This is a genomic window from Sphingomonas quercus (assembly GCF_018863195.1).
GTDB classification, from domain to species: Bacteria; Pseudomonadota; Alphaproteobacteria; order Sphingomonadales; family Sphingomonadaceae; genus Solisphingomonas; species Solisphingomonas quercus.
Map to the genome: position 1 here is coordinate 533440 of NZ_JAHKRT010000001.1, position 25021 is coordinate 558460.

Genomic DNA, 25021 nt, shown 5'->3' on the forward strand with positions numbered 1-25021 from the left:
ATGCAGGCGTCGAGGCCGCTTGTAAGATATTCCGACACTTTCGCGGCATGCCCGGCGATCCTCCGTTCTCGAGCCTCTTTCACGCAGATTTCTGCGGCCCAAGCCGGGGCGCGTGCGGAACCTTGCGCGACCTCGCCGCGTCTCGGAGCGATGAAGGTCGCCACCTACAATGTGAACGGGGTCAACGGCCGGCTGCCGGTGCTGCTGCGCTGGCTGGAGGAGGAAGCGCCGGACATCGTCTGCCTGCAGGAGCTGAAGGCCCCGCAGGAACGCTTTCCGGAGCAGGCGATCCGTGATCTCGGCTATGACGCGATCTGGCACGGCCAGAAAAGCTGGAACGGGGTAGCGATCCTGAGCCGCGCCGGCCCGCTCCACGAAACCCGCCGCGGCCTGCCCGGCGACGCGCAGGACGACCATAGCCGCTATATCGAGGCGGCGGTGGCCGGCATCATCGTCGGCGGCCTCTATTTGCCGAATGGCAACCCGCGTCCCGGCCCGAAATTCGATTACAAGCTACGCTGGTTCGAGCGGCTGATCGCCCATGCCGGCGAGTTGCTGGGCTCCGGCCTGCCGGTGATGTTGGCCGGCGATTTCAATGTGATGCCGACCGATCTCGACGTCTACAAGCCCGAACGCTGGCTCGACGACGCGCTGTTCGCGCCCGAGGTCCGCGACGCCTATGCCCGGCTCCTCGAACAGGGCTGGACGGACGCGCTGCGCGCGCGCCACCCCGGCGAGACGATCTACACATTCTGGGATTATTTCCGGAACGCCTATGGTCGCAATGCGGGCCTGCGCATTGATCACCTCCTGCTCAGCCCCGCCCTGGCGGGGCGGCTGGTCGACGCGCAGGTCGACGCCCATGTCCGCGGCTGGGAGAAGACCAGCGATCACGCCCCGGTCTGGGTCGAGCTGGCCGACGAGCCGCGGCGGCGGCGCACGGTCAGGCCGAAGGGTCGGGACCCGTCAGAAACGGCATGATGTCGACGCCGTCGCCCGGAAAGGTGGCGAAGTGCGGATGCCCCTCGAAGATTCGTGCCGCAGCCTCGATCGTCTCCGCCTCGACGATGACATAGCCGCAGAAACTGTTGACCCCCGGCGCTGCGCCCTCCTGCGTCACCCGCAACGTCTTGCCGACCATGCCGCCCCGATCGGGCAGGGATGCGGCGTGCCTCGCCTCCCACTCGGCCCATTGCTTCAGCCCGGCTGCGTCGATCGCGTCCTGCTCTGCCCTGGGCAGCGCCCGGAAGCGGACGACCGCCTCCGGCTGAATGGTGTAGACGGCGAGGAATCGCGGCATGACGGACGCCATTATGCCTGCACGATGCGGCCATGCCCAGAGCGTGCCTAGACGGCGATCAGCACGCCGTCATAGCTCGCGTCCTCCAGCGCCCGCCCGGCGCCGATCGCGACACACATCAGCGCGTTGTCGGCGATCGTCACCGGCAGGCCGGTCGCCTGCGCGAGCACCTTGTCGATGCAGTCGAGCAGCGCGCCGCCGCCGGTCATGACGATGCCCTGGTCGACGATGTCGGCGGCCAGCTCCGGCGCAGTATGCTCGAGCGCGCTCAGCACGGTCTCGACGATCTGGTTGATCGGCTCGGTAATGGCCTCGGCGATCTCGGTCTGGCTGATCTCGATCTCCTTGGGCACGCCCTTGACGAGGTCGCGCCCCTTGGCGTGCATCACCTCGCCGCTGCCGCCTTCCGGCAGGCGGGCGATGCCGATGGTCAACTTGATGCGCTCGGCGGTCATCTCGCCGATCATCAGATTATGCTTGCGGCGGATATAGGAGGCGATCGCCTCGTCAAGCTTGTCGCCGCCGACGCGCACCGAGGTGCTGTAGGCCAGCCCGCGCAGCGACAGCACCGCCACTTCGGTGGTACCCCCGCCGATATCGACGACCATCGCCCCGATCGGCTCGGTTACCCTGATCCCCGCCCCGATCGCGGCCGCCATCGGCTCCTCGAGCAGCCAGACCTTGGCGGCGCCCGCGTTGCTCGCGGCGCGGCGGATGGCGCGCCGCTCGACCGGGGTCGAGCCGGACGGCACGCAGATCGCGATGGCCGGCCGGCGCGGCATCCGGCCTGCCCCGCCATGCGCCTTGTCGATGAAATGCTTGATCATCTGCTCGGCAATATCGATGTCGGCGATCACGCCGCCGCGCAGCGGGCGGATGGTTTCAACATTGCCGGGCGTCTTGCCCATCATCAACTTGGCGTCGCTGCCGATGGCGCGAACGCGGGCGACCCCGTCGACCGTCTCCATCGCCACTACGGAGGGCTCGTTGAGCACTATGCCCTTATCCCGGACATAGACGACGGTGTTTACCGTGCCGAGATCGATTGCCATGTCATGTGAGGCAAAACCGAAAAAGCGGGAAAAACGCATGCCGGATTTGGCCTCACGCAAATTAAACAACCATGCGCACGACGAGACGCGCCGCCCTAGACTGCCCGTTTCGGGAGCCTGGACGGTGTCGGCAAACCGCAGGAACGTCAAGCAACCGCCGTCCGGACTATCGGATCTATCCTGCGGCCGGTCGCAATTCAGCCTGATCCACCCCGGCCCTGGCGCTCTTACCCCAAGGACCGCGCAGGCCCCGGGACGATCAGGCGAGCCCGAGCAGCCAGCTCGCCAGCGACACCGGATGGATGGTGGCGCCCGGCATATGCTCGCTCAGCTCGCGCCGGTTGGCCATGATCCAGGCGAGGCATTGGGCCCGGCTCTCGAACAGCGCGAAGCTCTCGCGTGAAGGCGCCTTGGTCTCGCCATCGACGAGGAAGCGGGCATGGGACCGGCAACCGGGCGCGGCCACCCAGTCCCGGTCCGGCGCCTCCACCGCCACCGCCCAATGGGCCTTGCAGGGGTCGAGCGCTTCCACGTCGCGGCGATGCATCGGAGCCTCCGACAAGCGGGACGGCGGCCGGAGGAAGCCGGCCGCCGCCCGCCCTTCCGTTTATCGGGCCCCCGCCGGCTCGGCGATGCCGATCGGTTCCACGCTGTCCGGCTTCTGCGGCAGATCGAAGCGGTCGGCGTTCATCACCTTGGTCCAGGCGCTCACGAAGTCGCGGACGAACTTCTCCTCATTGCCCTTCTCGGCATAGACCTCGGCGACGGCGCGCAGCTGGCTGTTGGCGCCGAAAATCAGGTCGGTGCGTGTCGCCCGCCACTTCTCCTGCCGGCCGCCGCGATCATAGCCGATAAACTCCTCGTCGGCGCTCTCGTCGATCACCTTCCAGAACGTGTCGTTGTCGAGCAGATTGACGAAGAAGTCGTTGGTCAGCTGCCCCTTGCGGGTGGTGAACACGCCCTCCGGTGCATCCTTGTGATTGGCGCCGAGCACCCGCAGGCCGCCGACCAGCACCGTCATTTCCGGAACCGACAGGCCGAGCAGCGAGGCGCGATCGAGCAACAGCGCCTCCGTCTTCACCGAATGCCGCGTTTTCAGATAGTTGCGGAAGCCGTCGGCGACGGGCTCCATCACCGAGAAGCTCTCGGCGTCGGTCCAGTCCTGCGTGGCATCGCCGCGGCCGCCGGTGAACGGCACCGCGATGTCGAAGCCGGCGTCCCGCGCCGCTTTCTCCACCGCCGCCGTGCCGGCCAGCACGATCGCGTCGGCCATCGACAGGTTGCCGCGCAGTTCCTCGATCCTGGCGAGGATCGTCGCCAGCTCGGCCGGTTCGTTGACGGCCCAGTCCTTCTGCGGGGCGAGCCGGAGGCGCGCGCCGTTGGCGCCGCCCCGATGATCGGTGCGGCGATAGGTCGATGCCGAGGCCCATGCCGTCTTGACGAGCTGGCCGACCGTGAAGCCCGCGCCCAGGATCGCCTGACGGAACGCGGCGACATCGCCGTCCGCGGCAGCCCTGCCCGCGGGCACCGGATCCTGCCAGATCAGGTCTTCCGCCGGCACTTCCGGCCCCAGATAGCGGACCTTCGGCCCCATGTCGCGGTGTGTGAGCTTGAACCAGGCGCGCGCGAACGCGTCCTTGAAAGCCTCGTGATCCCGGCGAAACCGTTCGGAGATAGCGCGGAACTCGGGATCGACCTTCAGCGCCATGTCCGCCGTGGTCATCATCGTCGGCACGCGCCTCGACGGATCATGGGCGGCAGGCGCCATGTCCTCCGGCTTCTGGTCGATCGGCTGCCATTGCTTGGCGCCGGCGGGGCTGCGCACCAGCTCATATTCATAGTCGAGCAGCAGCCGGAAATAATTTTCGGACCATTCGGTCGGCGTGTTGACCCACGCCCCCTCGATGCCGCTGGTGATGGTATGCTCGCCGAAGCCGCTCTCATGCGCGCTCGCCCAGCCGAGGCCCTGCAACGCGATGTCGGCCGCCTCGGGCGCGGCATCGACGAGGCTCGGGTCGCCGGCGCCGTGCGCCTTGCCGAAAGTGTGGCCGCCCGCGGTCAGCGCCACCGTCTCCTCATGGTTCATCGCCATGCGCTCGAAGGTGACCTTGATGTCGCGCGCCGACTGCAACGGATCGGGCACGCCGCCCGGCCCCTCGGGGTTGACGTAGATCAGGCCCATCTGGATTGCCGCCAGCGGGTTCTCCAGCTCCAGCTCCTCCTCCGGCAGGATGCGGGTCTTGTTGTCGGGGTGGCCGACGAACTGCTCCTCCGAGCCCCAATAGATGTCGCGCTCCGGCTCGAACACGTCGCGGCGGCCGCCGCCAAAGCCGAACACCGGGCCGCCCATCGACTCGATGGCGACGTTGCCGGTGAGGATGAAGAGGTCCGCCCAGCTGATATTCTTGCCGTATTTCCGCTTGATCGGCCACAAGAGGCGCCGCGCCTTGTCGAGATTGCCATTGTCCGGCCAGCTGTTGAGCGGCGCGAAGCGCTGCTGCCCGCTATTGGCGCCGCCGCGCCCGTCGGCGGTGCGATAGGTGCCGGCGGCATGCCACGCCATGCGGATGAACAGGCCGCCATAATTGCCGTAATCCGCCGGCCACCAGGGCTGGCTGTCGGTCATCAGCGCCTTGATGTCGGCCTTGAGCGCCTGGTAGTCGAGCGCCTGGAACGCGGCGGCATAGTCGAAATCATCGCCCATCGGGTCGGCGGAGAGGCCGCCCTGATTGAGAATATCCAGCGGCAGCGCCTCCGGCCACCAGTCGCGATTGGTGCGGCCGAGCAGGGAGCGCACCGTCGTCGGCTTGCCCGCGGGGCAACCCATTTCGCCTGTCTTTGCGTCCATCGCCCATCTCTCCCATGTCGTTGACCCGGGGGAGGCTAGGCCGGACGCGGCGCGTGCGAAAATGACTAAAGCTCGTCAGTGGCGATCAGGAAATCGATCAGCACCATCGGCATCTGGCCCCGCCCGCCGGCTGATGCCAGAATGGCGGCATGATCCTGCGCATCGGCCACATCAACATTCGCACCCCGATCCTCGAGGAGACGCTCGCTTTCTACGAATCGGTGCTGGCGATGCGACGCGGGCCCGCGCGGACCATGGCGGACCAGTCCCGTAACGCCTGGCTCTACGATGATGCGGGGCGCGCGCTGATCCACGTCAACATGCCCGCCGCGGACGAGGCCGTGCCGGATGTCGGCGCGCGCGGACGAATCGATCACGTCGCCTTCGACGGCCGCGATCCCGACGAGATGGAGGCGCGCTTGCAGCGGCTCGGCATCGCCTATCGCCGCAGCGAGACACTGGTCAGCGGGCTCACGCAGATCGTCCTGCGCGATCCGAACGGCATCATGCTCGAACTGGCGTTCGGCACCGACCTCGCACTCGATTCGCAGCGTTCCGGCGGGAACGGTGTCTGAACAACTGGTCAGCAATTCGCTGTTCAGACCCCGCCCACCACTGGGAACGCCAATGAGCTTCTGTATCATAACGGCACGGTTGGACAGGGCAAGCGACGTTCGTGGTTAACGCCCGTGGATTTCACACTGCCCGGACATGATCCCACACCCGGGAGATCACCACCGACCCCTCACCGACCGAGGACGCCACCCGCTTGACCGAGCCGGAGCGCACATCGCCGACCGCGAAGATGCCGGGATGCGACGTGGCATAGGGCGAGTTCGCCCCAACCGCCTCGCCGGTGAGCACGAAGCCCTTCGAATCGAGCGCCACCATCCCCGACAGCCAGTCGGTGTTGGGCGCCGCGCCGACCATCACGAACACCGCGCACGCCGGCACCACCCGCTCGGCGCCATCGGCGACGGTGCGCACCGTCACTTCATGGAGCTTTTCGTCGCCGTGCAGCGCTGCGACCTCGCTGCCATATTCGATGCTGATCCGCGGTTCGGCCTCCAGCCGGCTCGACAGATAGTTGGACATGGACGAGGCCAGCGTCCTGCCGCGTACCATCAGGCGGACATGGCTGGACGATCGGGACAGGAACATCGCCGCCTGCCCCGCCGAATTGCCGCCGCCGATGACGATCGTGTCGGCGTTGTTGCAATAGCGCGCCTCGTTCTCCGTCGCCGCATAGTAGACGCCGGCCCCCTCGAACTCGCTCAGCCGATCGATCGGGAGGCGGCGGTACTGGACGCCCGTCGCCACCACCACCGCGCCGGCGCGGACGCGCTGGCCATTGTCGAAGGTCGCGCAGAACTGCCGGTCCTCCAGCTCCTCAAGCTTGATCACCCGCCGAGGCATGACGAAGCGCGTCCCGAACTTCATCGCCTGCACCTCCCCCCGCCACACCAGGTCCGCGCCGGAGATGCCCGTCGGAAAGCCCATGTAATTCTCGATCCGGCTGGACGTGCCCGCTTGCCCGCCGAGCGCTGTGTCCTCGACGACGAGCGCGCTCAGCCCTTCGGCGCCGGCATAGACCCCGGCCGCGACCCCGGCCGGGCCGCCGCCGACGATCAGCACGTCGAACGGCTCATCCTCGTCGAGGTCGCGCGCGATGCCGAGCAGGCGGGCCACCTTCTCCGGTGTCGGATCGTCGACGACGGTGTCGCGCCCGAAAATCACCGCCGGCCGATCCGCCGCAATGGCGCAGCTCGTCGCCACCCGCTCCGCCTCGACGCTGCCCATCGCGTAGGAGCTGTAGGGCAGGCGATTGCGACCGGCGAACTCGGCGATGCCGCGCACGGCACGATCCGCCTCCTCCCCGATCAGCACCAGCACGCTGTCGCGCGTGTCGAGCTGGCGCCGTCGCCGCGCCGCCAGCACGGTGATGATGATGTCCGACATTTCCGGGATTTCGGACATCAGCCGCAGCATCGCCGGGCGCGGCACCTCGATGACGCGCGTATCCCGGGCGGCGCGCATCGGCATCGTCCAGCTACCGCCGTAGAGGAACGAGATTTCGCCCATGAACTGCGTCGGCCCCAGCGACCAGGGCAGATGGCGCTCGCCGGTGAAGGGATTCATCACCTCGATCTCGCCATCCTCGACATAGACGAAGCGATCGACGAGCTGGCCGGGGTGAACGATGACGGTGCCGGCCGGATAATCGACGATCGTGCCCTCCGCCCTCAGCGCCGCGACATGGGCCGGCGCCAGCGGCACACGCTGCATCTCGCTCAGATCGCGCCCGATCGTCTCCATCGCTCTCTCCCCGGCTTCCGGCGTCGCATGGCCGGACCTCTTATTGGCGTGCGGCGCCCCCCGTCGGCAAGATGCCGCCTGGCATTGCCGGGCTGGCCTCCGCGCGCGGACATGATATGTTCCGCCGGTGAGCCTGGCCGCCGTCCCGATTCCCGATTCCGTCATGCCCGATTTCGTGGTGATCGACGTGGAAACCGCGTGCGCGCGGATCAGCAGCATCTGCCAGATCGGCATTGTCGGCTTCCGCGACGGCGTGGTGGCCTTCGAATATGAGACGCTGGTCGACCCGTGCGACGAGTTCTCCGCGTTCAACATGCGCATCCACGGCATCAGCTGCGACCATGTCCTCGGCAAGCCGACCTTTGCCGACATCCACGCGGCGGTGGACGGGCATCTGGCGGGGCGGATCACCGTCGCCCATTCCTTCTTCGACAAGGGCGCGCTCGCCGCAGCCTGTCGGGTCCATGACCGGGCCGCTATCGACACCACCTGGCTGGACAGCGTGCGCGTCGCCAGACGCGCCTGGCCCGATCTTCCCAGCCACCGGCTCAACGCCCTGAGCCGTTTCCTAGGCGTGCGCCACAAGCATCACGACGCGCTGAGCGATGCGCGCGCCGCCGGCATGGTCGTCGTGCGCGCCATTGATCACACCGGCATCGACCTCAAGGGCTGGCTGGCGCCGCCGCCATCGCGCTCCGGCGCCTCGCCCAGGCCGGCGGCGGCAGGGCCGCTCAAGGGGCAGCGCATCGCCATTCTCGGCGCGCCGCGCCATGGCGAGCTGGCCCGGTTCCTCGCCGACGCCGGCGGGCGGGTGGTGGCCTCGGTCGGCACCACCACGACGATGCTCGTGATCAGCAACGACCAGCCCTTCGGCCGCTTCGTCCATGCCAGCCCCGCCTATCGCCGCGCCGAGGCGCTGCGCCGCGAGGGAATGGCGATCGAGATTATCGCCGAGGACGATCTGCGCGCCCGCGCCTAGATTGCCGGCGACAGATGCCGTTATGAAGCCTCCCGAGAAAGAACTCGTAACGAGTCGATCTGGGGGAATGCATAGATGGAAGCGCACATCGCGCGACGGCTTTTCGTCGCGGCGGGGCTGTTCGCCGCAGCCGGCACGGCATGGGCTGCGGACGAGGCGGAAACCGCCGATATCCTCGTCTATGGGCGGGCGCTGGCGCAGATCGGGTCGGCCGTCTCGGGCTCGCAAGGGACGGTCGGCTATCGCGATTTCGAGGACAAGCCGCTCGGCCGCGTCGGCGAGCTTGTCGAGAATGTGCCGGGGATGATCGCCACCCAGCATTCCGGCACCGGCAAGGCCAATCAATATTTCCTGCGCGGCTTCAACCTCGATCATGGCACCGACTTTGCCGGCTTCGTCGACGGGGTGCCGATCAACATGCGTACCCACGGCCACGGCCAGGGCTATCTCGACCTCAATTTCCTCATCCCGGAGCTGGTCGAGCGGATCGACTATCGCAAGGGCCCCTATTTCGCGGACACCGGCGATTTTTCCGCCGCCGGCACGGTCGGCTTCCGCACCGCTGACCGGCTCGTCCGCCCGATCGTCCAGGCGACCGCCGGCAGCTTCGGCTATTATCGCGCGCTCGCGGCCGGCAGCGGCCGGGTCGGCTCCGGCGACCTCCTGCTCGCGCTCGACGGCACGCTGTCGAACGGCCCCTGGGTGCTGGACGAGGATCTCCGGAAGGTGAACGGCCTCGTCAAGCTCAGCCAGGGCACCGCCGACCATGGCTGGAGCCTCGGCCTCACCGGCTATCATGCCAGCTGGAACGCAACCGATCAGGTGCCAGAGCGCGCCATCGACAGCGGTCTGATCAGCCGCTTCGGCAACATCGACCCCGATCTCGGCGGGCGCACGACACGGCTGGGGCTGGTCGGCAACGCCACCCTCGGTGCCACCACCCTCCACCTCTATGCCACCTACTATCGCTTCCTGCTAACCTCGGATTTCACCTATTTCCTCGACGATCCGGTCAATGGCGACGAGTTCCAGCAGCGCGACCGGCGCGGCGTGTTCGGCGGATCGGCCCGCCACGACGTCGCGATGACGCTTGCCGGACTGCCGGTGACGATCACGCTCGGCAGCGACGCGCGCTGGGATCATATCGGGAAGATCGGCCTCTATCGCTCCATCGCCGGGCGGATGAGCGACACCGTCCGCGAGGATAAGGTCGACGAGTATAGCGGTGCCCTTTACGCCGAGGCCACCGCCTCGATCACCGACACCCTCCGGCTGACGCTCGGCCTGCGCGGCGATGTCTACGGCTATGACGTCGACGCGCGCACGCTTCCGGCCAATTCCGGCAAGGGCACGGACGCGATGCTCAGCCCGAAGGCTGCCATCGCCTGGCGCGCGGGGCGCCATTTCGAACTTTACGCCAATTATGGCGAGAGCTTCCATTCGAACGACGTGCGCGGCGCCAGCATCCGTATCGATCCGGCCAGCGGCGAACCCGCCGAGCGGGTCGACGTGCTGGTCAAGGCGCGCGGCGCGGAACTCGGCGCGCGGCTCGAATTTCCACGGCTCACCGCCTCGCTGGTCGGCTATCACCTCACCCTCGGCTCCGAGCTGGTCTTTGTCGGCGATGGCGGCACCACCGAGCCCAACGACGCCACCAGCCGCTATGGCGCCGAGGCGACCCTGTTCTGGCGCCCGCGAGACTGGTTGACCCTCGACGCCTCGGCCGCGCTCACCCATGCCCGGTTCCGCGGTGTCGCCCCGGGTGAGGACCGCATCCCCAATTCGGTGTCGAACGTCGTCGCCGGCGGCGCGACCGCGGAACTCGGCCACGGCCTCAGCGCTTCGCTGCGCCTTCGCCATTTCGGCGCGGCGCCGCTGATCGAGGACGACAGCGCCCGCTCCCGCCCGACCGCGCTCGTCAATCTCGGCGCCTATTACAGGCGCGGACGCCTGAAGATCGGCGCGGACCTGCTCAACCTGTTCGACGCGCGCGATGCGGACATCAGCTATCTCTACGCCTCCCGCCTGCGCGGCGAGCCTGACGAGGGCGTTGCTGATCGCCATATCCATCCCGTCGAGCCGCGCCAGCTGCGCGTGTCGCTCCGCTACGCGCTCTAGATCGGCCACACCCACAGGATCAGCGGCGTGCCGAGGAGCAGCACCAGCAGCGACAGCGGCGCCCCCAGCCGGGCGTAATCGCCGAAGCGATAGCCGCCCGGCCCGAACACCAGCGTGTTGCACTGGTGGCCGATCGGGGTCAGGAAATCGCACCCGGCGCCGATCGCCGTCGCGATCAGGAAAGCGTCGGGGCGATAGCCGAGGTCCTTGGCGAACACCGCGGCGATCGGCGCCATCACCAGCACCGTCGCGGCATTGTTGAGGAACGGCGTCACCGCCATCGCCACGACGAGGATCAGCGCCACCGCGCCCCACGGCGGCAGCGTCGCGGCGACATGGGCAAGGCCCGTCGCCAGCACATCGGACGCGCCGGTGGTACGCAGCGAATCGCTCACCGGGATCAGCGCGCCGAGCATGATCAGGATCGGCCATTCCACCGCCTCATAGGCGTCGCGCAGCGGCAGCGCGCCGCTCGCCATGACGATGCCCGCCGCAGCGAAGAAGGCCACCGCCACCGGCACCATCCCGGTCGCCGTCGCCGTCATCGCCAGCGTCAGTACGACCAGTGGCAGCCAGCTCCGACCCGCGCCGCCCAGTCGCAGCGATCGTTCGGCGAGCGGCAGCACGCCAAGATCGCGCAGCCGATCCGGCAGCAGCCCCAGCGGCCCCTGAAACACGATGACATCGCCGGATTCGAGCTTGATCTGGCCGAGCTGGCTGGTCAGCCGCTCGCCCGCGCGGGCCACCGCGATCAGGTTGACGCCATAGCGTTCCTGCAACCGCATCCGCCCCGCCGTCTGGCCGACCAGCACCGAGCCGGCCCCGATCACCGCTTCAAGCACGCCGGTCTCGTCGCCCTCGCGCCCCTTGGGCGGCTCGCGCTGCTCGCCTTCCAGCATCAGCCCGTCGCCGGCGATGACCCGCTCCAAGGCGTCGGGCTCGCCGACCAGGATCAGCGTGTCGCCCCCGTGGAGGAGCAGGTTGGCGGACGGCACGGTGCGCATCTCGGCGCGGATCAGCCCGGTCAGGCCGACGACCCGCTCGTGGCGATCGAGGAAATCGCGCACCCGCTCGCCGATCGCCGGCGAGCTGTCGGGGATCGTCGCCTCGGTGACATAATCGGAGATGTCGAGGGCATCGCCGAGCGTCGCCGTGGCCCGCCGCTCGCGCGGGAGCAGGCGATAGCCGAAGCGCAGGAATATCAGCCCCGCCACCAGCAGGCCGAGCCCCGTCGGCAGATAATCGAACATGCCGAACGGCTTGCCGGTCATCTCCTCGCGCACGCGGCTGACGATGATGTTGGGGGAGGTGCCGACCAGCGTCATCAGCCCGCCGAGCAGCGACGCGAACGACATCGGCATCAGGAACACGGACGGGCTGGCGTTGTTCTTCTTCGCCATCTGGAACGCCGCCGGCATCAGCATCGCCAGCGCGCCGACATTCTTGACGAACGCGGAGGACACGCCGACCGCCGCCGTCAGCACCAGCAGTTGCGACCGCACCCGCCGCACCCGCCGTCCGATCAGCCCCAGCGCCTGCTCGATCAGCCCCGACCGCTGCATCGCCGCCGACATCACCAGCGCCGAGGCGACGATGATCACGATGTCGTCCGAGAAACCCGAAAACGCATCCTTCGGCTTGACGATGCCGAGCGCCAGCGCCGCCAGCAGGGCGATGATCGCGGTGACGTCATAGCGGAACCGCCCCCAGATGAAGAGCGCCATCATCCCGAACAGCGTGACGATGGAGAGCCATTGCGGGGTGGTCATGCCGATGCCAACGCCCGAACGCGATTTTGGTCACATTCTGCGCGTTCGCGCGTTCGGGGGGCATGTCGACGGAGCCCGCAGCAAAGGCCGCCCATGCCCAGGCGGAGTTGGCGCATAGCGCCGACCGCCTCGAACATAGCGCCGAACAGCAGACCGACAGCGCCGACCGCCGCACCGAACTCGCCGCGGATCGCACCGTGCTGGCCGGCGAGCGGACCTATGCGGCGTGGGTGCGGACGGGGTTGGCCGCGCTGGCCTCGGGGATCGGGGCGCGGGCGCTGCTCGACAAGCTGGTGTCCGATTGGCTGATCGGCGCCACCGGCAGCGTGCTGATCCTGTTCAGCGGCTTCTGCTTCGTGGCGGCGGTGTGGCGGCAGATGACGGCGGTTGCCCCGCCCCGACCGGACACCCGCCGCCTGCCCTCCGCGCTGCTGATCGTCGTCAACGGCTTCCTCGTGCTCGTCGCCATCGCCGCCTTGGTCGGCATCTGGCTGCCGCGCTAGGGCCTGAACCCCGAGGGTTTAGCGGCCGAACAGATTGCGGAACTGGGCCGGCTGGGAACGCAGATATTGCGGCGGCGCTACCACGCTCGCGCCGAGATGGGCGGCGGCATGCCACGGCCAGCGCGGGTCGTAGAGAATGCCGCGGGCCAGCGCGACGAGATCGGCATCGCCATCGGCGACGATCGCCTCGGCCTGATCATAGTCCGTGATCAGCCCGACCGCGACCACCGGGATGCCGATCGCCTGCTTGATCGCCCGTGCCAGCGGAACCTGATAACCGGGCCCGACCGGAATATCCTGGCGCGGATCGAGCCCGCCGCTCGACACATGGACAGCCGCGCAGCCGCGCGCCTCCAGCGCCTTGGCGAAGGCGATCGTCTCGTCGATCGTCCAGCCGCCTTCCACCCAGTCGGTCGCCGAGACGCGCACCGTCACCGGCCGCTCCGCCGGAAAGGCTGAGCGAACAGCGTCGAACAGCTCGAGCGGATAGCGCATCCGCTTCTCCAGGCTGCCGCCATAATCGTCCTCGCGCCGGTTGGACAGCGGCGACAGGAACTGATGGAGCAGATAGCCATGGGCGGCGTGGATCTGCACCCCGTCCAGCCCGATCCGGGCGGCGCGCCTCGTCGCGTCAACAAAGGCATCTCGGATGCGGGTCATGCCCTCCCGATCCAGGGCGAGCGGCGCATTCTGCCCGTCCGCGAAGGCGAGAGAAGACGGCGCCACCGTCTGCCAGCCATTGGCGTCGTCCGGCGGCAGCTGCGCCCCGCCCTTCCACGGCACCTCGGTCGACGCCTTGCGGCCGGCATGGGAGAGCTGGATCGCCACCGGCATGTCCGACCAGCGGCGCACGCTGTCCAGCGTGCGGGCGATCGCCGCCTCGGTGGCATCGTCCCACAGGCCGACATCGGCATGGCTGATCCGGCCCTCGGGCAGCACCGCCGTCGCCTCGATCGTCAACAACCCCGCCCCGGACAGGGCGAGCTGGCCGAGATGGATCAGGTGCCAGTCGGTCATCGCCCCGTCGACCGCCGAATATTGGCACATCGGCGCGATGACGATGCGATTGCGGAGTGACAGCGTGTCGATGATGAGCGGCTCGAACAGGGCCGGCTGGGACATGATCGGATCCTTGGCGTCAGGCGATCGCAGCGGCATCGAGCACGAGGGCGGTGCGTTCGGCGAGGTCGTTGATATGGGCGAGGTAATTCGCGAAATGCGGCGTGGAGCGATGGGCGGCGATCGCGTCATTGTCGACGTAAAGCTCGTCGAGCACGAGGCGCGACGGGTCCGCCTGATCCCGCCACAGGTCATAGCGCAGATTGCCCGGCTCGGCGCGCGACGGGCCGAGCATCCCGGCGAGCAGCGCCTCCAGCGCCTCCGCCTTGCCGGGGCGGGCGGTGAGCACCGCCACGATCTTCACGGGGCTTGTCATGCTCTCATTCCTTCGCCTGTCTGCCGTCCGATCCGCACCAGTGCCGCGTCGAGCGCGGACAGGAAGCGGGACCGGTCTTCCTTGCCGAATGGCGGCGGGCCGCCGATGCGGTCACCGCCGGCGCGCAGGTCGCTCATGATCGCGCGCACCGCCACGGCATTGCCGATCGAGCTGCCGGTGAAGGGCTTGCCGTTCGGCGCCACCACCGCCCCCGCCCCCGCCTTCAGGCAACGGTCGGCGAGCAGAATGTCGGCGGTGACGACCACCGCCGCCGGATCGACATGCTCGGCGATCCAGTCGTCGGCGGCATCGAAGCCGTCGCTGACCACCACGCGCTCGATCAGCGCATGCTGCGGCACGCGCAGATGCGCGTTGCTGACCACCACGACCGGCACCTCGAGCCGATAGGCGACGCGGTAAATCTCCTCCTTCACCGGGCAAGCATCGGCGTCGACGAGGATGCGCCGTCCCCGTCCCGTCACGCGGCGCGTTTCGGCAGTCGCCAGCCCGGGCGGGCGAAGTGACAGGTGTAGCCGCCGGGATGCTTCTCCAGATAATCCTGGTGCTCGACCTCGGCCCCCCAGAAGTCGCCGACCGGCTCCACGCTGGTGACGACCTTGCCCGGCCACAGCCCGGACGCCTCGACATCGGCGATGGTGTCCTCGGCGACGGCGCGCTGGGCGTCGTTCTCGTAATAGATCGCCGAGCGGTAGCTGGCGCCGATATCGCCGCCCTGCCGGTTCAGCGTCGTCGGATCGTGGATCTGGAAGAAGAATTCGAGCAGCTCGCGATAGCTCACCACCGCCGGATCGAACACGATCTCGATCGCCTCGGCGTGGCTGCCGTGATTGCGATAGGTGGCGTTGGGCACGTCGCCGCCGCTATAGCCGACCCGCGTCGAAACCACGCCGGGCCGCTTGCGGATCAGATCCTGCATCCCCCAGAAACAGCCACCCGCCAGCACTGCGCGTTCGGTCGTCATGCCACATTCTCCACCTGGTCCAGATAGGCGCCATAGCCCTGCGCCTCCATCTCCTCGCGCGGCACGAAGCGGAGCGAGGCAGAATTGATGCAATAGCGCAGGCCACCGCGGTCGCGCGGCCCATCCGGAAAGACATGGCCGAGATGGCTGTCGCCATATTTCGAGCGCACCTCGGTACGGACCATGCCATGCGAATTGTCGCTGAGCTCGGCGACATTGGCAGGCTCGATCGGCTTGGTGAAGCTCGGCCAGCCGCAGCCGGACTCATATTTGTCCGACGACGCGAACAGCGGCTCGCCCGAGACGATGTCGACGTAGATGCCCGGGGCCTTGTTGTTCAGAAGCGCGCCCGTGCCCGGATATTCGGTGGCGTTCTGCTGGGTGACGCGAAACTGCTCCGGCGTCAGCCGCGCGATCGCGTCCTCGTCCTTGTGATAGGTCGGCATGTGCCATCCTCCTGTCGGTGTCGGTGACAGATATAGTGCGGCTGCGCCCGGCTGGAATGGGTCGGCGGCATCCTAAGCGGCGGCCGCGCGTTGTCGGATGGCGTTTGCTCCATTCATCCCAACCGGAGGCACATAGTCATGGCCGACACCACCGAGCCGAAGGTCCAGATCCCGACCTCGAACGACAAGACCGGGCTTACCGACGCCTTCCGCACCCATTTCTCCGGCGACGCGCCGCTCACCGAAAAGGCCAAGAGCTTCGCCAAGGCCCGCCCGTGGACCAGCGCCGCCTTCCTCGGGGTCGCGGCGGTGGCGGTGCTCAACACGCTGCGCGGCGCGAAACGCTAGGCAGGCGCCGCGCGGCCCAGCGCCGCTTAAGACCGACGTTACAGTATCTGGCACAAACAACCCATTACGGGTCAAAATCAGATTGCACATACCCTGTCGTTTATAGTTTCCCGCGGATAATGCGCCCGATCATCTGACGATGGTCGGGTGCTAAATTCGCAAGGGGGTGCGGCGGGGGCCGCATGGGGCATGATGATTTCGATCCGGGCTATCGCGCTGGCCTCTGCCGGCCTGTCGGCGGCTGTCGTGCTGAGCGGCGCCGCCGCCGCGCAGACGCCGGCTCCCGCCCATCTCGGCGTGCATGAGGCGGCGCTGCGTTTCGGCGCACGCGAAAGCGTGCTTCAGGCCAGCCTGTCTCCCGACGGGAAGAAGCTGGCGATGCTGGAGCCCGTCGGCCCGCGGGGCGCGATGGTCCGTATCCTCGATCTCACCGATGCCAGTTCGAAGCCTTCGCCCATCCTCCAGACCACCGGCGATCCGGATCGCATCCAGTGGTGCCGATGGGCCGGGACGACCCGGCTGATGTGTCAGGCCTTTGCCAGTATGCGGCTGGAAACGGGCGACATCACCTATATCAGCCGCCTGCTCGCCATCGACGCCAACGGCAAGAACATGCAGATGCTCAACGTGCCGCGGCGGACGGGGGAGCTGCTCGGTTATTCCACGTTCGGCGGATCGGTGCTGGACTGGAACACCGGGAAGGACGGCCACGTCCTGATGGTCCGCGAATATATCCCGGAATCCACCACCGGCGCGCGCACCGCACAGACCGAAGACGGCCTCGCCGTCGACGATGTCGATTCGGCCAACCTCCACTCGGCGAGCGTCGAGCGTGCCCGCAGGACGGCGCTCGAATATGTGTCGGACGGCGTCGGTCATGTGAGGATCCTCGGCACCGACCCGGAGATGAGAAACGGGGCCGTGCTCTCCGGCAAGGTCGCCTATCGCTATCGCCTCAAGGATTCCGACGAGTGGCGCCCGCTCGCCGCCTACGACCAGCGGACCAACGAGGGCTTCAACCCCTATTTCGTCGACCCCGTTCTCGACGTCGTCTACGGCCTGAAGAAACAGGGCGGCCGCCTCGCCGCGCTCAGCGTCGCGCTGGACGGTTCGGCCAGGGAGACGACGCTGCTCTCTCACCCCACCGTCGATGTCGACGGCTTCGCCACCATCGGCCGCAATCGCCGCGTCGTCGGCGTTACCTATTCGACAGACCGCCGCCAGGTCGACTATTTCGACCCCGATCTGAAGCGCCTCGCCGCCGGCCTCGGGCGTGGCCTGCACGATCTGCCGCTCATCCGCTTCGTGGATTCCAGCCAGGATGAGAAGAAGCTGCTCATCTGGGCCGGCGCCGATACCGATCCGGGCCATTATTATCTGCTGGACCGCGACACCCGCGCGCTCACCGAGCTGACGCTGAGCCGCGCCGAGCTGCAGGGGGTGAAGCTCGCCCCGGTCCGCGCCATCCAGGTGCCGACCGCGGACGGCAAGATGATGCCCGCTTATCTCACCTTGCCGGCGGGAGCGGAGGCCAGGAACCTGCCGGCGATCGTCATGCCGCATGGCGGGCCGGGCGCACGAGACGAGTGGGGCTTCGATTGGCTCGCCCAGTTCTTCGCGCAGATCGGCTATGCCGTGATCCAGCCCAATTTCCGCGGCTCTGCCGGCTACGGCGACGCGTGGTTCATGGACAATGGCTTCAAGAGCTGGCGCACCGCGATCAGCGATGTCGCCACCAGCGGGCGCTGGCTGGTCGCGCAGGGCATCGCCGATCCCGCCCGGCTGGGCATCTTCGGCTGGTCCTATGGCGGCTACGCGGCGCTACAGAGCGCGGCGGTCGATCCCGACCTGTTTCGCGCGGTGATCGCCGTGGCGCCGGTCACCGATCTCGCCCGGCTGAAGGATGAGTGGGCCCATTTCACCATCTCGCGCCTTCAGGAAAATGTCATCGGCAGCGGGCCGCACATCGTCGAAGGCTCGCCGGCGCGGCAGGCGGCGAAGATCAAGGCGCCGGTGTTGTTGTTCCACGGCACGCTCGACCGCAATGTCGGCTATGGCCAGTCGCGGCTGATGGCCGATCAGCTCCACGAAGCGGGTAAGGACGCCCGTCTCGTCACCTACGACAAGCTCGACCATTATCTCGAGGACAGCAGCGTCCGGCAGGACATGCTCGAGCAGTCCGCCAAGTTCCTCGAAGCCGCATTTGCCCGCAAATGAGCGGGACGCCGGAGCGCTGACTGCTCCGGCGTCCCGCCGGGAGGCCGGCCGGGGCCTGTACCCGTCCCTAGCGGCGCGAGAACACGTCCGGCGCGTCCGCCGGCGCGGCCGCGGCGAGCTTGCGGAAGTCGATGTCGCTATAGGCGACCGTGTGCAGGAAGGCCGCCCACACCGCGACATTCTGGCTGAGGTTCTTGGGATCGACCTTGTCGAGCGTGTCGTCGGCGGAGTGATGCAGATCCATGTAGCGCAGCACGCTGTTGCGGAATTCCACCACCGGCGCCCCGGCGCGGACCATCGCCGAGACATCGGATCCGCCATTGGTCGCCGGCGTCAGATCGTTGACGATGCCGAGCGGGGCGAGTGCCAGCCGGAACGCCTTCATCGCCGGGTGCGCGTCGGCGCCCTTGGGCAGCGCTGCGTTGTACACCGCCTCCGGGCCGTCGTCGCTCTCGCCGACCACGACGATCTTCGACAGCTCGTCCTTGTGCGCGGCGGCATAGGCGGCGCTTGACCCTCCCTGCTCCTCCGAGCCCCACATCACGACGCGGATGGTGCGGCGCGGCCGCCCGCCGCCGGCGGTCGCCAGCTTCGCGGCAGCGGTGGTGATGGCGATGCCGGCGCCGTCGTCGATCGCGCCGGTTCCCGGGTCCCAGCTGTCGAGATGGCCGCCGAGCACGATCACCTCGTCGGTGGTGCCGGGAATCTCACCCGAGATATTGTAGGCGGTTGACGCCTGGTTGGTCGTCGATTGCGCGTTGATGCGCACCGTCACCGGCTTGCCGCGCGCCACCATCCGCTCCAGCAGATCGGCGTCCGGCTTGGACAGCGCGACCGAGGGGATGCCGCCGTCCGCGCCGCCGCCGGTGTGCGGCAGACGGGTGTCGTCGGTGGACAGCGAGCGCATCATATAGCCGATGGCACCGCGCCTCGCGGCCTCCGCCGCGCCGCGCGAGCGCTGGGCGTTGATGTTCGCATAGCCGGAAATGTCCTGCGTCTTCGCCATCACCTGGGTGACGACGGCGATCTTGCCCCGCAGCGAGCTCTCCGGCTGGTTGAGGAATTGCTGGTAGCTCCTGAACAGCGCGATTTCGCCGGTCAGGCCGCCCGGTGGCGTCGAGGCGGAGCGGCCCAGCGCCAGGATGTGCAGCGGCTGGGGATAGGGGCTGATCACCTCGGCGGTGTCGATGCCCTGCCGCGTCCAGGTCGGCGTGGTGAAGCGTTCCACCTTCACATTCTGGAAGCCCAGTTCCTTCAGCTTGGCGACACCCCAGTCGCGCGCGCGATCCATCGCCGGCGTGCCCACCGGCCGCGGACCGACCTCGGTGGTCAGCGACTCCAGCACGGTCCACGCCGTCTGGTCGCCCAGCGCGCGGTCGCGGGCGGCGGCGGCGCCGGCAGCCAGATCCTGCGCCTGCGCGGCACCGGCGAGGGCGAGCACCGCCGTGGCAGCCAGCAAAGCTTTGGTCTTCATGCGCATCCCCTTCTCAAATCCATCCCCGTCGCCGGCAGATCAAGGCGCGACCGGAGAAGCTGCAATGCGCCTGGTCGTTACGATGTCAACGCCGGATGCGGGGAAGGAGCGGCCGGCCGGCCGGACCGGTCACTGGCCGGAAAGGCCGCGTGCCTGTTCCCGGCGCCGCATCAGCAACGACACCAGCCACACCAACGCCGCCAGCACCACCAGCGCCGTCACCCAGCGCAGCGCATCCAGCACGCCGCTTGCGGTAATCGCCGGCCACGGGAATTGCGACAGCGCGTCGAAGCGATCCTCCATCCAATGCCATGCCTGATGAGCGACCAGCGCGGACAGGATGATCGTACCCAGCCGCCGCGCCACCACGCGACTGAACAACAGGTTCAACAGCGGCACGAACAGCAGCAGCATGACGAGCTGGCCGATCTCCACCCCGACATTGAAGGCGAGCAGCGACGACAGGATGTGATCGCCGGCGAATTGCAACGTCTCGCGCAGCACGAATGAGAAGCCGAAGCCGTGCACCAGCCCGAAGAAGAAGGTGATGATCCAGCGTCGGGCGGGCTGTTCGACGATGATGTTTTCCAGCGCCATGTAGACGATGGACAGCGCGATCAGCGTCTCGATCAGCGGCGGGAACCACAGCGCGTCCGGCGCCAGGCCATAGGCCGAGGCGATGAGCGTGATCGAATGGGCGACGGTGAAGGCGGTCACGATCGGGATCAGCGGCCGCACCCGGCGGAACGGGATGACCAGGCAGAACAGGAACAGCAGATGGTCGGTGCCTTCCAAAATATGATGGAAGCCCATCTTCACGAACAGCCACGCCGCATGCGTCCAGCTCGGGTTGAGTTTGACGAGGCCGGCATCGCCATGCAGGTCATAGATGCGGGTGATGCCCCCCGGCGCGATGAACTGAACGGCGGTCGCAAGATTTTCCGCCAGCCGGTCAAAAGCGGCATGCATCGCGAAGGAGGAGCGATCCGACCGGATCGGATATTCGAGCAGCATGTCGAGCTTCGCCTGCTCCCAGAAGATATTGGTCTCCTGCGGCAGCGGCGGCCCGGTGACATGGGCGAGCGCGGACTTGTAGTCGGCGAAAGAACGATCCGAATCCAGCGACAGCCGGGTCGAGACGATGCGCGGCTCGGGAAGGGCGCGCTCGCCCTCATACATTTTCAGCGGCTGCACGACGGTGATGGTGGCGGCCGCGCGCAGCGACGGATCGACCTTGGCGAGATCGACATAATCGCCCGGCCGGCGCGGATATTCGCCGTCGACATAGGTGGTGAGCGGCACGCGCACCAGCACCTTGAGCGTCTGGCCCTCGGGCTTGACGAACATCTGCAATGTCGCCGAGACCGGTATCTCATGCGCTGCCGCCGGCCGACACAGAAAAATCAGCGCCGCCAGCAACAAAAGTAGCTGGCGGCGCACGGAGTTACTCGACATCAAATATATATCCGGTCAGCCCTGACGGATCACTTGCTGTCCGGCCGCGGCACGCCCTGGTCGAACTTGGTGACGGGACCCATGCCCTTGAAGACGAACTTCTGCACCCGACGGCCCTCATAGGTCTCCGTGGTGAAGATGTTGCCCTTGGAATCCGTGGCGATGGAGTGGACGCCGTGGAACTCGCCGGGATGATTGCCGCCGTCGCCGAAGGTGGTCAGCGGCTTCAGGTCCTGGCGGGCGATGACGACGACATTCTCGTTCACGCCGTCGGCCATGAAGATGTACTTCTGCTCCGGATCCTTTGAGAAAGCGATGTCCCACACCGATCCGTCGGAACGGGTATCGGTCTTGTAATACATCTCCTTCACGAACTTGCCCTCGGTCGTGAACACCTGCAGCCGGTCGTTGACGCGGTCGCAGACATAGACGAGCCGATCCACCGACACGTCCGCGCAATGCACCGGGGTACGGAATTGCTGTGCCTTCGGCGCCTTGGGATCATAGGCGCCGAGCGGCGCATCGTCGGGCTTGTTGCCATAAGCGCCCCAGTAGCGCTTCATCTTGCCGGTATCGCCGTCGATCACGGCGACGCGCTTGTTCAGATAACCGTCGGCGACATAGGCTTCGTTGGTCTTCGCATCGACGAAGATCTTGGCGACACGGCCGAAATTGTCCGGATCGTTGGAATTGCCGACGAAGCCGGCCTGCGATGCCTCGACCGTGGCGTCGGCGGCGGCCCCGGCCTTCCGGCGCGCGCCGGCCTTGCCGTATTGGGCGAGGAACTTGCCATCCTGGGTGAACTTCAGGATGTGCGAATCCGGGCCGCCATTGCCGCCGATCCACACATTGCCCTTGTGATCGACGAAGATGCCGTGATTGGATTCGGGCCACTCATAGCCCTGTCCGGGTCCGCCCCAGGCGTGGATCAGGTTGCCGGCCTTGTCGAACGCCAGCACCGGCGGCGCCGCCTTGCAGCATTCGCCGAGGCCGCGATCGGCCTGATTGAGCGTGCGATCGACGGTGTTGGCGCGATGCACGATCCAGACATTGTCGTTACTGTCGACCCACAGGCCGATCGTCATGCCCATCACCCAGTGATTGGGCAGCGGCTTCGGCCAGAACGGATCGACTTCGAATTTCGGCGCCGACACGTCCCGCTGCGCCTCGGCCTTGCCCTGCAACGCCAGCTGCGACACGCCGAGCGTGGCCAGCAGCGCAGCGAAACCGGCGCCGATCATCAGATTGCGGGAGCAAGAAAATTTGCTCATTGGTCCCCCTCCAGCTGTACGAGGAGCATGGTTTTTTTTGCGCTCCTCGCGCTTATGGCTCGCACGATGCGCGCCGGATCGCAAGTCCTCACGCGCGATTGCCTGCAAGATTCAAGTAGATCGCGGCCGTGCCACATTGACAGCGCCTGACCCTTGCGATTGGACGCGCTGATGAGCAGCGGCCTCGAAACGCAATTGCTGAAGGCACGCGCGGCAGGGAAGCGCGGCGACACTGCCGGGGCCGCGCAGCTCTATCGGGCGATCCTGCGCCAATTCCCGGGCAATGCCCGCGCACGCGCTGCCCTGGCGTCGCTGCATGGCGCGGCGGAGGTGGCCGCCGCCGAGCTTGCGGAGCGCTACCGGCAGGGCGCGCTCGCCGAAGTGGTCGAGCGCGGCGAGGCGCTGCTCGCCGATCATCCCGATGCGCTGGCCCTGCTCGAACTCGTCGGCGCCGCGCATGCCGGGTTGCGCCACCTGCCCGAGGCGGAGGCATTGTTCCGCCGGGTGACGGCGCTTCGGCCGGACCATGTCCAGTTCCACTATCTGCTCGGCAATGTCTATCGCGAGCAGGGCAAGCTCGATGAAGCCGTCGCCGCGTATCGCCGCGCCATCGCGCTCGCCCCGGAGCTTGCCGAGGCCCATCTCAATCTGGGTGCCACGCTCCGCCGGGCTGGCCGGCTGGACGAGGCGATCGCCGCCTGCCGCCGCGCCATCGCGCTCCGCCCCGACTCCGCCGAGGCCCGGCTCAACCTCGGCACCGCGCTTCAGCAGGCCGGCCAGCTGGACGAGGCGGCCGACGCATATCGCGCCGCGATCGCGATCAAGCCCGGATTGATCATGGCCCACGCCAATCTCGGCGCCGCGCTCAGGGCGCAAGGCCGGCCAGCCGAGGCGATCGCGATCTATCGGCGCGCGTTGGCGCTGAAGCCGGACGCCGAGGACCTGCTGTTCAATCTCGCCAATGCCTATGGCGAGCGCGGGCAGACCGCGAATGCCATCGCCACCCACCAGCACCTTCTCTCCCTGGATCCTGTCCATCACGGCGCGCTCGTCAATCTCGCCAACCTTCTCCTCGGTGCCGGCCAGTACGACCGCGCCGACGAGCTGTTCGGCCGCGCCCTGGCCGTCTGCGCGGACGACGCGGCGGCGATCGTCGGCAGGCTCCATGCCCGCGCTCATATGTGCCGCTGGGACGACGCCGGCCAATCCGCCGCACCCGGTCTGCGCGATCGCGCCTCGCCCTTCTTCATGATCGCCGTCGAGGATGATCCCGCGCACCAGTTGCGGCGCGCGAGGCTGTGGGCCGCGCAGTTTGCCGCCGGCGACGGGCCACCTCCTGCCCCCGCACCGGACCGTCGCATCCGGCTGGGCTATTTCTCTGCCGATTTCCACGAGCACGCCGCGCTCCACCTCATGGCGGGCCTGCTTCGCGAGCATGACCGCGAGCGCTTCGAGATCAGCGCCTACAGCTATGGCCCCGACAGCGACGGCCCGGCCCGCGCAGCGATGCAGCGCCATGTCGATCGCTTCGTCGACATTCGCGACATGGCCGATCAGGCAGTCGTCGACCTCGCCCGCGGCCACGGCCTCGACATCGCCGTCGACCTCAAGGGCTATACCGATCAGGGCCGGTCGCGGCTGTTCGCCTGGCGGCTGGCGCCTGTGCAGGTCAACTATCTCGGCTATCCGGGGTCGATGGGCGCGGAGTTCATGGACTATCTCGTCGCCGATCCCGCCCTCATTCCGGAGGGAGAGCGCAGCCATTACAGCGAGCGGCTGATCCTGCTGCCGCACAGCTACCAGCCGAACGACGATCGCCGCCCGATCGCGCCTCGCGCCCCGCAACGTGCCGAGCTGGGGCTGCCCGAGACCGGCTTCGTATTCTGCAGCTTCAACAACAGCTACAAGATCACGCCGCGCGAATTCGACATCTGGATGCGCCTGCTGGCGAGGGTGCACGGCAGCGTGTTGTGGCTGTTCAGGGCCAATGGATGGGCGGAGGCCAATCTGCGCCGCGAGGCGGCTGCGCGCGGGGTCGATCCCGCCCGGCTGGTCTTCGCCGGACGCCTCGCCCAGCCCGAGCACCTCGCCCGGCAGCATTGCGCGGATCTGTTCCTCGACAGCTTCGCCTGCAACGCCCACACCACGGCGAGCGATGCGCTATGGGGCGGCCTGCCGGTGCTGACCCTCGCCGGCCGCCAGTTCGCGGCGCGGGTCGGGGCGAGCCTGCTCGCCGCCATCGGCCTGCCTGAGCTGGTCACCACCAGCGAGGCCGAATATGAGGCGCTCGCCGTGGCGCTGGCGACCGATCCGTCGCGTCTGGCGGCATTGCGGGCCCGCCTCGGCGAGGCCCGCCCCACCGCTCCCTTGTTCGATTCCCGACGCTATGCCCGCGACCTCGAAGCCGGCTTCGCCATCGCCCACCAGCGCCACCGCGATGGCCAGCCGCCGGCCGATATCCGCATCGGCGATGCCGCGAGACAATCGACGATTTTGGGATCATAGCAG

Annotated in this window: 22 protein-coding genes; 8 read left to right on the forward strand and 14 right to left on the reverse strand. The window is 67.8% G+C overall.

Annotation, left to right across the window (positions count from 1 at the left end; all coding sequences use genetic code 11):
• Positions 1-150: 150 nt before the first annotated feature.
• Positions 151-981 carry an exodeoxyribonuclease III gene (gene xth / locus KOF26_RS02670; protein WP_216319502.1) on the forward strand — a complete coding sequence of 277 codons (831 nt, stop codon included), beginning with the start codon at positions 151-153 and terminating at the stop codon, positions 979-981.
• On the opposite strand, the gene KOF26_RS02675 is transcribed toward xth, so the two are convergent.
• The 4 genes from KOF26_RS02675 to katG form a co-directional block, all read right to left on the reverse strand.
• Positions 944-1300 (reverse strand): hypothetical protein, encoded by a 357-nt coding sequence (locus KOF26_RS02675; protein WP_216319506.1) that lies wholly within the window; start codon positions 1298-1300, stop codon positions 944-946. The two genes, xth and KOF26_RS02675, sit on opposite strands and share 38 nt — an antisense overlap.
• 47 nt (positions 1301-1347) lie before the next feature.
• Positions 1348-2391 (reverse strand): rod shape-determining protein, encoded by a 1044-nt coding sequence (locus KOF26_RS02680; protein WP_216319510.1) that lies wholly within the window; start codon positions 2389-2391, stop codon positions 1348-1350.
• 220 nt (positions 2392-2611) lie between these two features.
• Positions 2612-2899, reverse strand: coding sequence for a hypothetical protein (locus tag KOF26_RS02685; protein ID WP_216319513.1), 288 nt, complete (start codon positions 2897-2899; stop codon positions 2612-2614).
• Between the two features lie 60 nt (positions 2900-2959).
• Entirely contained in the window at positions 2960-5200 is a 2241-nt protein-coding gene (gene katG / locus KOF26_RS02690) for a catalase/peroxidase HPI (protein WP_216319516.1), read from the reverse strand.
• A 149-nt stretch (positions 5201-5349) separates the two neighbouring features.
• Between katG and KOF26_RS02695 the strand changes: the two genes are divergently transcribed.
• Positions 5350-5775 (forward strand): VOC family protein, encoded by a 426-nt coding sequence (locus KOF26_RS02695; RefSeq protein ID WP_216319518.1) that lies wholly within the window; start codon positions 5350-5352, stop codon positions 5773-5775.
• Between the two features lie 121 nt (positions 5776-5896).
• Here the strand turns inward: KOF26_RS02695 and KOF26_RS02700 are convergent, their stop codons facing one another.
• Complete coding sequence (locus KOF26_RS02700; RefSeq protein ID WP_216319521.1) at positions 5897-7516, reverse strand: FAD-dependent oxidoreductase; 1620 nt, start codon at positions 7514-7516, stop codon at positions 5897-5899.
• 163 nt (positions 7517-7679) lie between these two features.
• Between KOF26_RS02700 and KOF26_RS02705 the strand changes: the two genes are divergently transcribed.
• The gene (locus KOF26_RS02705; protein WP_216319969.1) at positions 7680-8495 is read left to right on the forward strand and encodes an exonuclease domain-containing protein; all 816 of its coding nucleotides are present in this window, start codon (positions 7680-7682) and stop codon (positions 8493-8495) included.
• Between the two features lie 75 nt (positions 8496-8570).
• Positions 8571-10613, forward strand: coding sequence for a TonB-dependent receptor (locus tag KOF26_RS02710; protein WP_216319524.1), 2043 nt, complete (start codon positions 8571-8573; stop codon positions 10611-10613).
• Here the strand turns inward: KOF26_RS02710 and KOF26_RS02715 are convergent.
• Positions 10610-12382 (reverse strand): SLC13 family permease, encoded by a 1773-nt coding sequence (locus KOF26_RS02715; RefSeq protein ID WP_216319527.1) that lies wholly within the window; start codon positions 12380-12382, stop codon positions 10610-10612. The genes KOF26_RS02710 and KOF26_RS02715 overlap by 4 nt on opposite strands.
• 62 nt (positions 12383-12444) lie before the next feature.
• Here KOF26_RS02715 and KOF26_RS02720 point away from each other — a divergent pair, with 62 nt between their 5' ends.
• A complete protein-coding gene (locus KOF26_RS02720) occupies positions 12445-12885 on the forward strand; it encodes a YidH family protein (RefSeq protein ID WP_216319530.1) in 441 nt (146 codons plus the stop codon).
• Between the two features lie 18 nt (positions 12886-12903).
• Here KOF26_RS02720 and KOF26_RS02725 read toward each other — a convergent pair whose 3' ends face one another.
• Genes KOF26_RS02725 through msrB form a run of 5 tightly spaced genes read right to left on the reverse strand, consistent with a single transcriptional unit; the run spans position 12904 to position 15748 of the window.
• Complete coding sequence (locus KOF26_RS02725; RefSeq protein WP_216319533.1) at positions 12904-14007, reverse strand: NADH:flavin oxidoreductase/NADH oxidase; 1104 nt, start codon at positions 14005-14007, stop codon at positions 12904-12906.
• A 16-nt stretch (positions 14008-14023) separates the two neighbouring features.
• Positions 14024-14320, reverse strand: a complete 297-nt coding sequence (locus KOF26_RS02730; protein ID WP_216319537.1) for a putative quinol monooxygenase — start codon at positions 14318-14320, stop codon at positions 14024-14026.
• The gene (locus KOF26_RS02735) at positions 14317-14802 is read right to left on the reverse strand and encodes a YaiI/YqxD family protein (RefSeq protein ID WP_216319540.1); all 486 of its coding nucleotides are present in this window, start codon (positions 14800-14802) and stop codon (positions 14317-14319) included. The genes KOF26_RS02730 and KOF26_RS02735 overlap by 4 nt, the downstream gene beginning before the upstream one ends.
• The gene (gene msrA, locus KOF26_RS02740) at positions 14799-15302 is read right to left on the reverse strand and encodes a peptide-methionine (S)-S-oxide reductase MsrA (RefSeq protein ID WP_216319543.1); all 504 of its coding nucleotides are present in this window, start codon (positions 15300-15302) and stop codon (positions 14799-14801) included. The genes KOF26_RS02735 and msrA overlap by 4 nt, the downstream gene beginning before the upstream one ends.
• On the reverse strand, positions 15299-15748 hold the full coding sequence (gene msrB, locus KOF26_RS02745) for a peptide-methionine (R)-S-oxide reductase MsrB (protein ID WP_216319545.1): 450 nt from the start codon (positions 15746-15748) through the stop codon (positions 15299-15301). The genes msrA and msrB overlap by 4 nt, the downstream gene beginning before the upstream one ends.
• Before the next feature lie 138 nt (positions 15749-15886).
• Here msrB and KOF26_RS02750 point away from each other — a divergent pair, with 138 nt between their 5' ends.
• Both KOF26_RS02750 and KOF26_RS02755 read left to right on the forward strand, forming a co-directional pair.
• On the forward strand, positions 15887-16096 hold the full coding sequence (locus KOF26_RS02750; protein WP_216319548.1) for a hypothetical protein: 210 nt from the start codon (positions 15887-15889) through the stop codon (positions 16094-16096).
• Positions 16097-16285: 189 nt separating this feature from the next.
• Positions 16286-18313: an alpha/beta hydrolase family protein gene (locus KOF26_RS02755; RefSeq protein WP_253200967.1), complete on the forward strand. Its 2028-nt coding sequence runs from the start codon at positions 16286-16288 to the stop codon at positions 18311-18313.
• Positions 18314-18380: 67 nt separating this feature from the next.
• Here KOF26_RS02755 and KOF26_RS02760 read toward each other — a convergent pair whose 3' ends face one another.
• The 3 genes from KOF26_RS02760 to KOF26_RS02770 form a co-directional block, all read right to left on the reverse strand.
• Positions 18381-19787 (reverse strand): M20/M25/M40 family metallo-hydrolase, encoded by a 1407-nt coding sequence (locus KOF26_RS02760; RefSeq protein WP_216319551.1) that lies wholly within the window; start codon positions 19785-19787, stop codon positions 18381-18383.
• A 129-nt stretch (positions 19788-19916) separates the two neighbouring features.
• Positions 19917-21242, reverse strand: a complete 1326-nt coding sequence (locus KOF26_RS02765; RefSeq protein ID WP_216319554.1) for a HupE/UreJ family protein — start codon at positions 21240-21242, stop codon at positions 19917-19919.
• Positions 21243-21271: 29 nt separating this feature from the next.
• The gene (locus KOF26_RS02770) at positions 21272-22513 is read right to left on the reverse strand and encodes an NHL repeat-containing protein (protein WP_216319556.1); all 1242 of its coding nucleotides are present in this window, start codon (positions 22511-22513) and stop codon (positions 21272-21274) included.
• Positions 22514-22684: 171 nt separating this feature from the next.
• Between KOF26_RS02770 and KOF26_RS02775 the strand changes: the two genes are divergently transcribed.
• Positions 22685-25018, forward strand: a complete 2334-nt coding sequence (locus KOF26_RS02775) for an O-linked N-acetylglucosamine transferase, SPINDLY family protein (RefSeq protein ID WP_216319558.1) — start codon at positions 22685-22687, stop codon at positions 25016-25018.
• Positions 25019-25021 lie beyond the last annotated feature (3 nt).

Excerpts from the sequence above, each read along its gene's own strand:
- KOF26_RS02680 (WP_216319510.1), bottom strand. The coding sequence starts at position 2,391 with ATGCGTTTTTCCCGCTTTTTCGGTTTTGCCTCACATGACATGGCAATC.
- KOF26_RS02765 (WP_216319554.1), bottom strand. The coding sequence starts at position 21,242 with ATGTCGAGTAACTCCGTGCGCCGCCAGCTACTTTTGTTGCTGGCGGCG.
- KOF26_RS02720 (WP_216319530.1), top strand. The coding sequence starts at position 12,445 with ATGTCGACGGAGCCCGCAGCAAAGGCCGCCCATGCCCAGGCGGAGTTG.
- KOF26_RS02675 (WP_216319506.1), bottom strand. The coding sequence starts at position 1,300 with ATGCCGCGATTCCTCGCCGTCTACACCATTCAGCCGGAGGCGGTCGTC.
- KOF26_RS02730 (WP_216319537.1), bottom strand. The coding sequence starts at position 14,320 with ATGACAAGCCCCGTGAAGATCGTGGCGGTGCTCACCGCCCGCCCCGGC.
- KOF26_RS02715 (WP_216319527.1), bottom strand. The coding sequence starts at position 12,382 with ATGACCACCCCGCAATGGCTCTCCATCGTCACGCTGTTCGGGATGATG.
- KOF26_RS02705 (WP_216319969.1), top strand. The coding sequence starts at position 7,680 with ATGCCCGATTTCGTGGTGATCGACGTGGAAACCGCGTGCGCGCGGATC.
- KOF26_RS02710 (WP_216319524.1), top strand. The coding sequence starts at position 8,571 with ATGGAAGCGCACATCGCGCGACGGCTTTTCGTCGCGGCGGGGCTGTTC.
- xth (WP_216319502.1), top strand. The coding sequence starts at position 151 with ATGAAGGTCGCCACCTACAATGTGAACGGGGTCAACGGCCGGCTGCCG.
- KOF26_RS02755 (WP_253200967.1), top strand. The coding sequence starts at position 16,286 with ATGATGATTTCGATCCGGGCTATCGCGCTGGCCTCTGCCGGCCTGTCG.
- KOF26_RS02695 (WP_216319518.1), top strand. The coding sequence starts at position 5,350 with ATGATCCTGCGCATCGGCCACATCAACATTCGCACCCCGATCCTCGAG.
- KOF26_RS02770 (WP_216319556.1), bottom strand. The coding sequence starts at position 22,513 with ATGAGCAAATTTTCTTGCTCCCGCAATCTGATGATCGGCGCCGGTTTC.
- KOF26_RS02775 (WP_216319558.1), top strand. The coding sequence starts at position 22,685 with ATGAGCAGCGGCCTCGAAACGCAATTGCTGAAGGCACGCGCGGCAGGG.
- KOF26_RS02685 (WP_216319513.1), bottom strand. The coding sequence starts at position 2,899 with ATGCATCGCCGCGACGTGGAAGCGCTCGACCCCTGCAAGGCCCATTGG.
- msrA (WP_216319543.1), bottom strand. The coding sequence starts at position 15,302 with ATGACGACCGAACGCGCAGTGCTGGCGGGTGGCTGTTTCTGGGGGATG.
- KOF26_RS02760 (WP_216319551.1), bottom strand. The coding sequence starts at position 19,787 with ATGAAGACCAAAGCTTTGCTGGCTGCCACGGCGGTGCTCGCCCTCGCC.
- msrB (WP_216319545.1), bottom strand. The coding sequence starts at position 15,748 with ATGCCGACCTATCACAAGGACGAGGACGCGATCGCGCGGCTGACGCCG.
- katG (WP_216319516.1), bottom strand. The coding sequence starts at position 5,200 with ATGGACGCAAAGACAGGCGAAATGGGTTGCCCCGCGGGCAAGCCGACG.
- KOF26_RS02750 (WP_216319548.1), top strand. The coding sequence starts at position 15,887 with ATGGCCGACACCACCGAGCCGAAGGTCCAGATCCCGACCTCGAACGAC.
- KOF26_RS02725 (WP_216319533.1), bottom strand. The coding sequence starts at position 14,007 with ATGTCCCAGCCGGCCCTGTTCGAGCCGCTCATCATCGACACGCTGTCA.
- KOF26_RS02700 (WP_216319521.1), bottom strand. The coding sequence starts at position 7,516 with ATGGAGACGATCGGGCGCGATCTGAGCGAGATGCAGCGTGTGCCGCTG.